General features: G+C 40.5%; 12 protein-coding genes and 1 riboswitch. Of the genes, 2 read left to right on the forward strand and 10 right to left on the reverse strand.

Translation table 11 applies throughout. The annotated features are described in order from the left end of the window. Positions 1-4 precede the first annotated feature (4 nt). From EPL02_RS06440 to EPL02_RS06465, 6 genes are all read right to left on the reverse strand, one after another. Positions 5-2185, reverse strand: a complete 2181-nt coding sequence (locus EPL02_RS06440) for a malate synthase G (RefSeq protein WP_131887299.1) — start codon at positions 2183-2185, stop codon at positions 5-7. Positions 2186-2206: 21 nt separating this feature from the next. Continuing rightward, positions 2207-3673 carry an FAD-binding oxidoreductase gene (locus EPL02_RS06445; RefSeq protein ID WP_131887300.1) on the reverse strand — a complete coding sequence of 489 codons (1467 nt, stop codon included), beginning with the start codon at positions 3671-3673 and terminating at the stop codon, positions 2207-2209. Next, positions 3670-5025 carry a (Fe-S)-binding protein gene (locus tag EPL02_RS06450; protein WP_131887301.1) on the reverse strand — a complete coding sequence of 452 codons (1356 nt, stop codon included), beginning with the start codon at positions 5023-5025 and terminating at the stop codon, positions 3670-3672. The genes EPL02_RS06445 and EPL02_RS06450 overlap by 4 nt, the downstream gene beginning before the upstream one ends. Positions 5026-5028: 3 nt before the next feature. Further along, positions 5029-6351 (reverse strand): FAD-binding oxidoreductase, encoded by a 1323-nt coding sequence (locus tag EPL02_RS06455; RefSeq protein ID WP_131887302.1) that lies wholly within the window; start codon positions 6349-6351, stop codon positions 5029-5031. Between the two features lie 36 nt (positions 6352-6387). Further along, on the reverse strand, positions 6388-7083 hold the full coding sequence (locus EPL02_RS06460; RefSeq protein WP_094912230.1) for a FadR/GntR family transcriptional regulator: 696 nt from the start codon (positions 7081-7083) through the stop codon (positions 6388-6390). A 180-nt stretch (positions 7084-7263) separates the two neighbouring features. Then, a complete protein-coding gene (locus EPL02_RS06465) occupies positions 7264-8742 on the reverse strand; it encodes a lytic polysaccharide monooxygenase (RefSeq protein ID WP_131887303.1) in 1479 nt (492 codons plus the stop codon). Positions 8743-9024: 282 nt separating this feature from the next. On the opposite strand from EPL02_RS06465, the gene EPL02_RS06470 reads away from it, so the two are divergent. Further along, on the forward strand, positions 9025-9303 hold the full coding sequence (locus tag EPL02_RS06470; RefSeq protein ID WP_131887304.1) for a Fur family transcriptional regulator: 279 nt from the start codon (positions 9025-9027) through the stop codon (positions 9301-9303). A gap of 73 nt (positions 9304-9376) precedes the next feature. Here EPL02_RS06470 and EPL02_RS06475 read toward each other — a convergent pair whose 3' ends face one another. The 3 genes from EPL02_RS06475 to EPL02_RS06485 all read right to left on the reverse strand — a co-directional run bounded on the left by EPL02_RS06475 (position 9377) and on the right by EPL02_RS06485 (position 12159). After that, complete coding sequence (locus EPL02_RS06475) at positions 9377-10669, reverse strand: homocysteine synthase (protein ID WP_131887305.1); 1293 nt, start codon at positions 10667-10669, stop codon at positions 9377-9379. 82 nt (positions 10670-10751) lie between these two features. Then, entirely contained in the window at positions 10752-11306 is a 555-nt protein-coding gene (gene ssuE, locus EPL02_RS06480; protein WP_131887306.1) for an NADPH-dependent FMN reductase, read from the reverse strand. A 511-nt stretch (positions 11307-11817) separates the two neighbouring features. Continuing rightward, positions 11818-12159 (reverse strand): hypothetical protein, encoded by a 342-nt coding sequence (locus EPL02_RS06485; RefSeq protein ID WP_131887307.1) that lies wholly within the window; start codon positions 12157-12159, stop codon positions 11818-11820. 244 nt (positions 12160-12403) lie between these two features. After that, positions 12404-12513, forward strand: a riboswitch (SAM riboswitch). A gap of 90 nt (positions 12514-12603) precedes the next feature. Between EPL02_RS06485 and EPL02_RS06490 the strand changes: the two genes are divergently transcribed. Beyond that, on the forward strand, positions 12604-13011 hold the full coding sequence (locus EPL02_RS06490; RefSeq protein WP_131887308.1) for a hypothetical protein: 408 nt from the start codon (positions 12604-12606) through the stop codon (positions 13009-13011). A 138-nt stretch (positions 13012-13149) separates the two neighbouring features. Here EPL02_RS06490 and EPL02_RS20805 read toward each other — a convergent pair whose 3' ends face one another. Then, entirely contained in the window at positions 13150-13314 is a 165-nt protein-coding gene (locus EPL02_RS20805) for a hypothetical protein (protein WP_153301192.1), read from the reverse strand. Positions 13315-13404: the final 90 nt, after the last annotated feature.

The following is a 13404-nucleotide window of genomic DNA, read 5'->3' on the forward strand; positions in this document are numbered from 1 at the left end:
TCGCTTATTTTTGTTGGATTGCTTGCTTTGCTTTTGCTTCAATACGGCGCGCATGCAAGATTGGCTCAGTGTATCCGTTTGGTTGGTCATATCCTTTAAAAACAAGGTCGCACGCTGCTTGGAATGCAACTGACTTTTCATAATGAGGTGCCATTGGTTTATAGTTAGCGTCACCCACATTCTGGCTATCTACGACTTTCGCCATTCGTTGTAGCGTCGCAAGAACTTGCTCTTTTGTACAAATTCCGTGATGTAACCAGTTTGCTACGTGCTGACTTGAAATACGAAGCGTTGCTCTGTCTTCCATTAAGCCTACATCGTTAATATCGGGAACCTTTGAGCATCCAATTCCTTGATCTATCCAGCGTACTACATAGCCCAGTATACCTTGTGCGTTGTTATCTAATTCTTGCTGTATCTCTTCTTTTGTCCAGTTAGCTTCTTCAGCAAGCGGCACCTGTAAAATATCATCTCGCAAATTAGTAGAATCGTTCATCAGTTGGTTTTGAACGTCTACAACCGAGACTTCATGATAGTGAAGAGCATGTAGCGTAGCTGCGGTTGGTGATGGAACCCATGCCGTATTTGCTCCCGCTTTTAAGTGACCCACTTTTTGTTTCAACATCTCAGCCATTAGATCTGGCATTGCCCACATGCCTTTTCCAATTTGCGCTTTTCCTTGAAATCCGCTTGCTAATCCTGTTAGTACATTTGATTTTTCATAGCCTGCTAGCCAAGCGGATGATTTCATATCATTTTTTCGAATCATGACGCCTGCTTCCATAGACGTATGCATTTCATCTCCGGTGCGGTCTAAGAATCCTGTGTTAATAAACGCAACGCGATTTTTGACTTTTTCAATACACGCTTTTAAGTTCAGTGACGTTCTGCGCTCTTCATCCATCACTCCAATTTTAAGGGTATAGCGAGGCAGTTCGATTAAATCTTCTACGCGATTAAACAGCTTATTAGCAAATGCTACTTCTTCAGAGCCATGCATTTTCGGCTTTACAATATACACAGAGCCCTGTTGGGAATTTTGATACTTACCGTTTCCAAGCAGCGTATGCTTTGCTATTAAACTTGTAATCACGCTATCTAGGATACCTTCTTGAATTTCATCACCATTGGCGTCTAAAATGGCGCTGTTGCTCATCAAATGACCTACGTTGCGTACAAACATCAAAGAGCGTCCAGAAAGCGTCACGGTATTTCCGCTTGTCGTTTCATACTGGCGATCGCTATTTAGCGTACGAGTCACTGTTTTTGTACCTTTTTTAAACGTCGCTGTTAAATCACCTTTCATTAAGCCTAACCAGTTTCGATACACTTCCACTTTGTCTTCAGCATCTACTGCAGCTACCGAATCTTCACAGTCCATAATGGTTGTAACAGCTGATTCAAGCAGCACATCTTTTACACCTGCATCATCGCTTTTCCCAATCGCATCTTGACGATCAATTTGAATTTCAAAATGGAGACCATTATTTTTAAACAGCAGCGCACTTGGGTTTGAACCTTCACCTTGATAACCAATCCACTTGCTCGGCTCTTTAAGCTCCGTTATTGTTCCGTCCTCCAACGTAGCTTCCACCTTATTCGTCACAACGTACTGCACAACGTTCTCATGCTTTCCTTCTTTTAATGGAATTGTATGATTTAAAAAGGATTTTGCAAATGCAATGACCTTTTCACCTCGAATTGGATTATACTGACCTTGAACTCCTGCTCCATTCTCTGAGCTGATTGCATCCGTTCCGTAAAGCGCATCATATAGGCTGCCCCAGCGAGCATTCGCCGCGTTAATTGCGTAGCGAGCATTGTTAACTGGTACAACAAGCTGAGGCCCAGCTTGAAGCGCAATTTCATCGTCTACGTTAGCTGTTGAAATTTGAAAATCAGCTACGTCTGCTTCTAAATAGCCAATGCTCGTAAGAAATGCTTTGTACGCATTAAAGTCAAAGGAATCACGATTTTCACGATGCCATCGATTTAATTTGGCTTGCAGTTCATCACGTTTAGCAAGCAGTGCTTTATTTTCTGGCGTCAGCTCATCAACAAGTTGTTCGAATCCTTTCCAAAATGCCTCCTCTTGTAATCCAGTCTCGGGCAGAGCTTCTTCATTAATAAATTTGTACAAAACAGGTGCTACCTGAAGTTTTCCAATTTGTTTATAAGCTACCATTTTACTTCCTCCTCTTAATAATTACGGACGTCCAGCTGTTTGCTTATCCTTTAAATCACGCTTAATTTCAGCGCAACGACTTGGAGTTGGAAACAGCTTACCCGCATTTAGTAAATTTTCTGGGTTAAACACTTCACGAATGTTTGTCTGAGCCAAAATTTCCTCATCCGTAAAGACAAATTTCATTTCTTCTTTCTTTTCGATACCCACACCGTGTTCTCCTGTAATGGTTCCGCCAACATCTGCACAAATCTGTAAACACTCACTGCCTGCTTTTAACGCTCTGTCCGTTTCTCCCGGCTTTGCCATATCGAATAGAATGAGCGGATGTAGATTACCATCACCAGCGTGAAAGATATTCGCAATTCTTAACTCATATCGCTTGCTAACTTCGTTGATTCGCTCCAGCACTTCTGGCAGTTTGCTTCTCGGAATAACGCCGTCTTGTACTAGATAATCGGGTGAGATTGCTCCCATCGCTCCAAAACCCGTTTTCCGGTTTGCCCACCAGCTTGCTCGCTCTTGTTCATCTTTTGCTACTTTTACTTCTCTGACGTGATGCCGTCGACAAACGGCAAGAATTTCATCAATTTGTTCCCCAATGCCAGCTGAGATTCCATCCACTTCAATAAGCAATACCGCTTCAATGTCTTTTGGGTGGCCCACTGGGAATGCCGCTGCCTCGACACCTTCAATCGCAATCTTATCCATCATTTCAAGAGCAGCTGGAACGATACCTGCTGAAATGATATCAGACACCGCTTGGCTTCCATCTGAAACATGGTCAAAATAAGCTAGCACCGTCTGCTTGGCTTCAGGGTTTTTTAAGATCCGAACTGTAATCTTCGTTACGATTCCAAGCGTTCCTTCGGAGCCAGTTAACAGTCCCAAAAGATCATAGCCTGGCGTATCCTGAATACCTTCTCCCCCAATAGTAATGATTTCACCATTTGGCAATACTACTTCAAGTGCTAAAATATGATTTGTTGTGACGCCATACTTTAAACAATGAGCGCCGCCTGCGTTTTCCGCAACGTTGCCTCCAATTGTACAACAGTATTGACTTGATGGATCAGGAGCGTAATAATAGCCTTTATCTGCAATTGAGTTTGTGAGCTTTAAATTAATGAATCCAGGCTCAACAACTGCCTGTCGGTTTTCAAGATCCACGCTCACCAAGCGCTTCATTCGAACAAGGCTAATAACTACTTCATTGTTGAGAGGAATTGCTCCACCGCTTAGACCTGTACCAGCTCCCCTAGCTAAAAACGGTAGATTATGCTTTGAGCAGTAGCGCACAACTTTTGCCACTTCTTCAGCATTCTCAGGGAAAACCACTGCTCTTGGCAGCTTGCGATGAACGGTAAACCCATCGCAGTCGTAAGCGAGCAGATCCGCTTCTTCATATAAGATGGATCCTCTCCCTTCTACAAGAGCAGCCAGCGCTAGGATATGCACATCATTTGAACGAATTTTTTTCTTCTTCATGAGCGATACCCCTTTTCTTCATCTTCTTTTTCATACGCCCACTGCAGCAGCTGAACCGTATGGACAATCTTTTGGCTGCGACCGTATTTTTTTACACCCATTGCCATTTGAAGCATACAACCGGGATTTCCCATAGAGATTAGCTCAGCATCTTCGGGCACGCTTTCCATTTTGCTTTTTAAAATTTCACCTGCCATTTCTGGATTGGTCATATTATAAATCCCAGCGCTGCCACAGCACCGATCGGCATTTGGCATATGCACCATTTCCACTCCCGGTATGTTAAGAAGTAAATCGCGCGGCTCTTTTCTCACGCCTTGACCGTGCGCAAGATGGCAAGCATCATGATAAGTAATCGTTGTGTGTAAAGACGCTTTCGGTTTTTCATAGCCCGTATCATATAGGTATTTTGAAATGTCCTGAACTTTGCTGGAAAATGCTTTGGCTCTGTCGTACCATTCCGTTTCTTCTTCTCGAAACAGCTCGGAATATTCTTGTAGCATACAGCCGCATCCCGCTGCATTTACAATGATGGTTTCGTCATTTTCAAATGCTTCAATGTTTTGTTTTGCAAGCTTCCTTCCCATATCTCGGTCACCAGCATGCACATGCAAAGCACCGCAGCACGTTTGGTTTTTCGGAATCGTCACGTTGTTTCCGTTGCGCGTTAACACTTGAATGGTCGCATCATTAATATCGCTGAACATCACGTCCATGACGCATCCAGTTAAAAAGGCTACGTTTGCTTTTGCTTCATTATTGGCAGGAATCGTTGTTTGTTTCTTATATTTTTTTTGTACAGGCTGTTTAATATCTGGCATGACTGCTTCCATTTCAGCTAAATGCTTTGGCATTAAGCTCATAAGCCCCGTCTTTCGAACAGCTTTTTGCAGCCCGCTTTTTTGATAAAACTTTAGCAGTGAACCGACGGACTCTAGACGTCGCTGGTGTGGAAATAATCCTTTTAAAAAGAACTCGTTTACGGTTCCTTTCACACCGGTAAGCGGCATCGCTTGGCGGATTTGTCCGCGCGCTTCTTCAATCAGCCCCCCAACGTCCACATCAGCTGGACAGGCCGTCGTACAGGCTCTGCAGTCTAAGCAATCAAAAACTGGATCAATCAGCTGTTCGTTTACTTCAAGCTTTCCTTCAGCTACGGACTTAATGAGGTGAACGCGCCCTCTTGGTGAATGCTGCTCTTGACCTGTTATTTCATAGGTTGGGCATGATTCCAAGCACATACCGCAGTGCACACAGTCAGCCCATTTCGTTGGATCCGGCTTATCTTTCCATAAATAGTTTGTTAAGCTCTTCTCTGTACAGGCCGGCTCATTTACAACCTCTCCACTCATAAATCAAATCCCTCCCACAAATCGCTTATGATTTAACATTTTGTTCGGGTCTATCTTTGATTTAATTCCTTCGTATAAAAAGAAGTGAGCTGGCTTTTCTCCCCAAACATTGATTTGCTGACGAAATACAAGCGGTGCGTGCGTAACAACTGCATACCCTTTTAGCTCATGAACTTGCTTACGCATCTCAGCAATCGCTGCTAGAACACCTTTAGAGTCACCACTAATGTCGATTTGACAAAGGCCTTGACCGATTCCTCCGTGTGCCCGAATGCGGACATCATATGAATTTGCAAGCACATCTGCGGTTTCTACTATCTTGAGGGCATCGAGATTTTTTACTCCTATCTTTAAACCCACTGTTAGAGAGTCACCTTGTGTAAAAGTAGCTCCATTAATCCCTGTTCGGTAAAACTGGTGCCAAAAGCGAATTCGCTCTTCTTCGGATTGAATGGAAACAACTGCTTGTGGTTCTCCTAATTTTTGAAGCACTTTTTCCTGGTAACGAACGGAGCTCTCAACGTCCTCCAACGCAATGGCTAAACAGTAAGCGTCTTCTCCAATTAGCTCTCTACTCAAAGAAGGACTCATGAGTTGTAGCGATATAGGCTCTAGCATAGAATCCAAAATCTGAGTTGCGAGAGACCTGATATTCATTAAAGCTCGACTCCGAAACGCAATAACAACAAGTGATTCACACTTTGGAAGCGGCCGAAGCTTTAGCGTAATTTCAGAAATGACTGCAAGCGTCCCCATTGAACCAATGAAAAGCTTATTCATATCGTAACCGGCTACGTTTTTGACAACTTTTCCGCCAGAACGAATGATTTGCCCATCAGGATATACAAGCCTCATGCCAATGACAATATCTCGACAAGACCCATATCCATGGCGTTTAGGCCCGCTGTCATTTGCTGCTACAACGCCGCCAACTGTTGCTGTTTCTGGCCAATACGGGTCCAAAGAAAGTTGCTGGCCGTACGTAGCTAAATAATCTTGTAGCTCTTTAAATGGTGTGCCCGCTTTTACGGTAACCGTCATGTCACCCGGTACATGCTCCACAATTCCCTTATAGCGAGAAAGAGATAGCAAGATATTAGCAGACTGCACTAATCCGCCAAAGCCTCGCTTCGTACCTGCACCCATGGTGGATACCGTATATCCATGTTGGTTCGCATACGTTAAAACAGCTGCAATTTCGGCTTCAGAAGTGGGATAAACCGTAACCTCTCCTCCATTTCCAAGCAGGTGTGCTTCTGTTGTTTCCTGCACTTGTTCAGCAGAAAAAAGCGCTTGAAGGTCAGAAAAAAGTCGTTCTGCAATCATCAAACTCCCCCATCGAAATTCAATTTTTATGAAGACTTAGCGCTGGATGCGCGCTAAGCTTGTTTGTAGAATATTTTCAACAAGTTCTAAATGATTCAGCATGTGTATGTAGGCATCTTTTGAATTTGATTGTTTAATGGATTCATAGATGTGATAGTGGTGTGACGCAATCTCTTTTAAAATTGCTTCGTGTGGTTGAATGTACTGATAAAAATCAATCATTGCTTTTTGCATGGTCGTGGAAATAAACTGGATGAATTGAGTTAACATTTTATTGCCGGCTGCATGGACAATCACTTGATGGAAGTGGTAATCAGCCTCCCAATCATTTTCAAATGTTTTTGAGAGGGCTAGCTTTAATTTCTTTAAATCTTCTGGAGATCGATTTTTGGCAGCCATTTCAGCAATGCCTGGCTCCAGCATCTTTCGGACTTGAAATAGTTCTCGAACATCCTCTTCGCTTGGCAACAGCATCGTATACTGAAACATTTTAGATGAATCGAACTGACAAATAAACGTTCCTTCTCCTTGTTTCACATCAACAATCCCTTTACCTTTAAGCGCGGTAATGGCATCGCGAACCGATGAGCGCCCTACACCAAATAATGTGCATAGCTCTCGCACAGAAGGAAGCTTTTCTCCCGGCTTGAACTGACCTGAAGCAATCATAGCTTCAATTTGCTCTTCAATTGACTCTGAGATTTTTTTACGAGCGATTCGTTCTACGTTCACAATAACACCCACCTTTCAGTTATCACATATGTGATATGTTATCGCTTACATTTATTAAAGCACCTTCAGTTTTTGATTTCAATCATTTTTTTGAATTTACAAAAAATAAATTTGGTATACCGATCTGTGACATGAAAAAGGACACTCATTGAAACGAATGTCCTCCTTGATTCTACAATCTTATTCTACTAACTTCCATACGGCTGATGTACCTGGCGTATCACCAAGCGTCCACCATTGCGCTACATATGTGCGGTTTCCATACCTTACTTTCGAACCACCTGGATAGGCTTTTTGGACATTCCATTCCACTACGGCATCACTTACTAACTCCCACGCATCTGATGAATCAGGCTGATTGCCTTTGGTCCAGTATTTCGCTTTATATTCAAGTCCTTTATACTGAACAACCATACCAGCAGTATAAATTTTATTTTCACTCCACTCTTCTGCTGAAGAATTGCTGCTTAATGTCGAAACTTCTAGTGACGAACTTGAAGCCGAAACGTTCCCCGCTGCGTCAATGGCAAAGACCGTATACGTATAGTTCGTAGCCGGCTGCAGGTTTTTATCTACATAGTACGTATTCGAAGTCGTTGCAATTAGCTGTCCATCACGGTAGATTGCATATTCTTTAACGCCTACCTGGTCCTCGGATGGCGACCACATTAACTCAATGGAACTCTCTGACTCTTTCATACTATGAAGACCGCTTGGAGCTGTTGGAGCTTCCGTATCTTCAATCAATTTTTGAGTTGTCACCGCAACTACTCGACTAGCAGAGCTGCTGTTCCCTGAAAAGTCAATAGCTTTTATATAATATTCATAGCTCGTTTCCGGCATAACGCTGGAATCTTTGTAAACTGTATTGGTAGTTGTCGCAACCTTTTCTCCGTTGCGGTAAACCTCATATTCTTTAATTCCTTGATTATCTGTTGATTTACCCCAGCTTAGCTCAACCGTTCGATCTGTAACGCTTAACGCTTCAACGCTTGCAGGAGCTGACGGTGGCTCTTTGTCAGTTGCTTCATCGTTGATTAAATTCACATCAATGACGTTATAAAAAGCATTAGGTGTATCCGCTACGTCCCATACACCTAAAATAACGTGATAGCCATTCCGATCTGTTGGCACGTTAATTTTATGACTTAAATTTGTATTTGCTGGTGTTCCATTGTGATTCACTGTACCAATTAGTTCAAAATCTGACCGTTTTAAAGGTTCATTGGGATTCCAGCTCTTTTTCGTAATGTAATAATGCCACTTTGAAGTTGCATGGGGAGCCGTGTACTTCCACGTAAACGTATTTAACCCACCTTTTAAATCTTGCTTTTTCCAAGCATCTGCCGTTTGACGATCCATTACTTGATCAATTTGTCCCAGTCCTCCTTCTGCTGATGCGATATGCCCATCAGCAGGCCCGCGTTCTGGAAAGCCTTTTAGGCCTTCTACAGACTGAGGACTGTCGATGACTCTTCCGTACTTCTCCATCGCAGCTTGCCAGCCAATGACCTGCTTTTCAAGCGATCCAACGTACCCTCTACTTGCCGGCTCCTGTATGTACCCATGAGCAGATGCATCACCAGCTGAAACCCACATGCCAAACGAGAGCACAGCGGCTGTCACGACGCCTTTTCCAATTGTTTTTTTCCACTTCAAAACTCATCACCTCATTTGTAAAGTCCACTTTATGACTAAGTGTCACTCTTAATTATAAGAAAATGAGCTCTGCTGATTACTACAATTCGTCATTTTGATTCAATAGGTTTAGAAAAATGCAGAATAGCCTTGTCTTTTTTCCAGTTTTATACTAACAAGGAACTACTAGGATACGTACAAACGTTAGAAAACATATCACTAGACAAATACTTGTTTAAACAAGTATTTTAATAGTAAGCAATTTTTTATTGCTTCATACAGTTTATACTGAGGAGTTCATACATGATGCAAGAAGAATATATCACTTTTTTAAAAAGAAATGGCTATCATATTACTAGCCAACGTCGCGTATTGCTATCCTTTTTCTGTAGTCGCCAAAATGCCGAGCTGTCTGCTCAGCAAGTAATTGATCACTTGAAGAATACAAATAAAAAAATCAGCTTCGATACGGTTTATAAAAACTTATCTTTATTTGTAGAGCTAGGATTCTTAAATTGTAGAGAAGATGAAACAAAAAAGATATTTTCATTGAATGTAGTTGATTCTCCTGTCCACTACTGAGAGAAGGTATTACATTTGCTCAATACAAAGAGCAAAAGAGTTCGCCACCATGAACACTTTTGCTCTTTTTTTATTATTCTTGGCTTAAACTTATAGCTTGCTTAAGGTCATCAATAATATCTTCAATTGCTTCTGTTCCAATTGATAAACGAATCAACCCCGGCGTGACTCCGCTTGCTATCTGTTCTTCAGGAGCCAACTGTTGATGTGTCGTACTCGCTGGATGAATAATTAGTGATTTGGAGTCTCCGACGTTCGCTAAATGAGAAAATAGCTGAACAGAATCAATAAGCTTTTGACCTGCTTTAATTCCTCCTTTAATTTCAAACGTCATAATGGCGCCTTGGCCTTGTGGCAAATATTTTTTAGCTAGTACATAAGATGAGTGACTTTCTAAACCCGGGTAACTTACTGATTTAACCGCTTCATGCTGCTCGAGAAATTGAGCTACAGCCAGTGCATTTTGGCTATGACGTTCCATTCGTAAATGTAAGGTTTCAAGCCCTTGTAAAAATAAAAAAGAGTTAAATGGTGATAGGGCTGCTCCTACATCTCTCAGTAATTGAACGCGTGCTTTTATAATATAAGCATTTTCTCCAACTGCGTCCGTGTAAACCACTCCGTGATAACTTGGGTCTGGTGTCGTTAAACCTTTAAACTTCCCGCTTTTTTTCCAATCAAACTTACCGCTGTCCACAATGACACCACCGATTGAACTACCGTGCCCGCCTATAAACTTCGTGGCGGAGTGAACCACAATATCTGCTCCGTGTTCAATGGGACGAAGTAAGTACGGTGTTGGAAACGTGTTGTCTACGATTAAAGGAATATCATGACGATGAGCCACGTCTGCCACTGCTTCAATATCAAGAATATTCCCTTTAGGGTTACCGATTGTTTCAGCGAAAATAGCTTTTGTTTTATCCGTAATCGCATGTTCAAAATTACGGACATCACTAGCATCCACAAAATGCACCTTAATGCCAAGCTTCCCTAACGTATGGGCAAATAAATTGTACGTTCCTCCATAAATACTGGATGACGACACGATTTCATCGCCAGCTGACGCAATGTTTAAGATTGAAAACGTAATGGCCGACTGGCCAGATGCTACCGCGAGCGCTCCTGTTCCTTTTTCTAGTAGAGCTATTCGCTTTTCAAACACATCCGTAGTAGGATTCATAATGCGGCTATAAATATTCCCTTCATTCTGCAAGCTGAACAAACTAGCCGCATGTTCACTGTCATGAAATACATACGAGGACGTTTGATAAATTGGAACTGCTCTTGACAACGTCGTCGGATCAACTTCCTGTCCTCCATGAATAGCTACTGTTTCAAGCTTCAACTCTCTTTTTTGCGTCATAATCATTCCTCCCCTTGTCTTGATTTCAACACAAGAACATTCTTTTACATAAACACAAAACCCTTTTTATTTTTACAAGAAATTAAAATTGTTTCCTACCTGACTCGTTTTCGATTAGCTGATTTGAAAGTTGCTGTAAAGCTGTATCTACTCGTCTTTTAATTTCGTCATCAAGAAAAGTAAGCTCAAGATGCTGATAGCTAATTTGGGAATCAACCAAATAAACCCCACTATTAATTTGTTGACTACCTAATATTGAGAAAAGAGGCTTAAAAGCATATTCCAATGACAATAAATGTGCAAACGAACCACCCGTTGCGACTGGTAATACAATCTTATCAGCTAACCCTTTTTCAGGAATTAAATCTAAAAAGGATTTTAAAATGCCAGTGTAGCTAGCTTTGTACACGGGACTAACGACTATTACAGCTTGAGCTTGTTTGATTTGTGACAAACGATACTTGATGTCTCCGCTGTTAAAATTAGCATGTAGCAAGTCTTCTGCGGGAAGGTCACGAACATTTATTGTTTCTACCTGGTGTTGTTTGCTTTCAAAATATTTCTTTAAATATGAAGCTATTGCCTCACTCCTAGAGGGCTTAGTCGGACTTCCTGAAATAACTACTATGCTTGACATAAACGATCGCTCCTTTTAATTAGGGTATATATTTAAGAATATGGTGTAACCTCGGGTAGTTTATAATTGAGTGCCCACCGATATAAGGATCATTAGTTGCATGATTAACATTTGAGGTTACCCATGGCCTTGATTCATTCTTAGTATATTTCTTGGCTTCTTCCAATGCCCCCTCAGCTATACCAAGTAGAATATAGATTAAGATTATTTTTGCAATATGCGGTCTGATTGTTGAGATTAGCTGACTTTCCTCTGTTTGAAAAGAACACAGTATCTCTACTTCATTAAATACTACTGTGCCATTATCCGTTTGTTTTTGTCCAAAACAGCTGATTTTCTAATGCTTCCTTGTAATGTTTATTCGTTTGCTCTGAAGAACCAAATAAATGAATAGATGATAAGCATAGAAAGTGGTAGGCAAATAAATATGCAACTGAACCATCTACTTTGGCAAAAGTTCTACAACTTCATGGCTAACCCTTCATCCGCTGCTTAACTTTCCAACACTCTCTTATATTTTGTAACTCTCTATTTCACAATTTCTTATAAACTGATGGAGTTTACCATTTAACCCCCCTGCTCCGAATTGAAAATACTTCTTTTTATCATTACTCTGTTCTTTAATAAATTCTAAAAACGCAAGAATATAAATGCGACGATGATGGACATTTACAATGTCGTACTCGTAAAACCAGCAATCGAGCTCATTATATATACCTTTAGTCACTTTATATTTCCTTTGACACCATAAGGAGAACTCCAAATCTGGCAGATTAAGATATTTGCTGTTGGTTATTCCACTTGTAATCTCATACTCTGTTAATTCCAACGCTTTTTGATTGAAAGACGTCATAATGTATTCTCCTTTCTGTAGAAATAAAGAGGCTCCCATTTAGTTTCAAATGGGAGCCTCTAGCTTTCTAGTCGGCAAGAATTGTATTTAATGTGCTTTAATTTATATTAATATAATAAAACATATTATTCCGATGTGTCAAGTATACTTTTTTTGTGAAAAATAAACAAATTATTTCAGTTAATTGCTTCCCGACCACTTTACATGTTTGTTATATATGGTAAAATTATCTCTAACTTTATATTACTTATCCAGAGAGGTGGAGGGACTGGCCCTATGAAACCCAGCAACCTTCAAACATTTGTTTGAAAAGGTGCTAATTCCTGCAAAGTTAGTTACTTTGCAAGATAAGAAGCATATTGCAGAATATGTAACCTCTCTATTTTATAAATAGAGAGGTTTTTTATATTTATAATACTATATTCAATGTACAGGAGAATGGAGATGCAAACTAAATTAGCCTTAGAAACATATAAACAACCTAAAGAGTTAACTTCATTTGAAATCACCTCTTTTATTTTCAATTTTTACAATTATGTTTGGAATCAAAATAAGCTAAATGAAATCCCTTCTTATTATGACAGCCAAGGAGTTATATATAATAAGAAAGAATTTATAACCAGTGCTCAGATAAAAGCTGAAATTATTAAAACAATGGTTGATATCGGGGAAAGATCTATATTCATAGATAGCTTAACTTGTAATAGAATAGGCGAATTAAATGATTGGGACGTATCAGTCAATTGGAAGACAAGGTTATCAAATGAAAAGGTTAAAAATATACTAGGTACAACACACTTTCAAATTTATAATGCTAAGATTGTAAGGGAAACTATAACGTTTACTAAGTAAGTTGTTAAGATTATCGCTTGCTTCAATTTTAAAATATTTATATAGTGCGGACCCCAGCTTTCACATCGCAACTAAAACCACAAGAAAAAGCCGAGAAGCATTTACATCTTCTCGGCCTACTTTTACTGTAACAGCTTCCTATATATAATACATGAGAGAATCGTCTTGCTCACTCTGCTTGTTCATATTTTGTGCATGTAACGACTGCGTAGATTGGACCTTATTAACACGCTTCTGACGATTGGAAAACAGTAAACAAACGGAAAGAACGGAAGCTACTAAGCCTACAATTAAGGCACTCACCTGACATTCCTCCTTTATAGAATATATATATTCTATTTTACCACTAATGTACGTAAATGAAGCCTTTTTCTCCAAAATTTTCATCTACTT

The organism is Bacillus sp. CBEL-1, assembly GCF_004348885.1.
Taxonomy (GTDB): Bacteria; Bacillota; Bacilli; order Bacillales; family Bacillaceae_H; genus Priestia; species Priestia aryabhattai_A.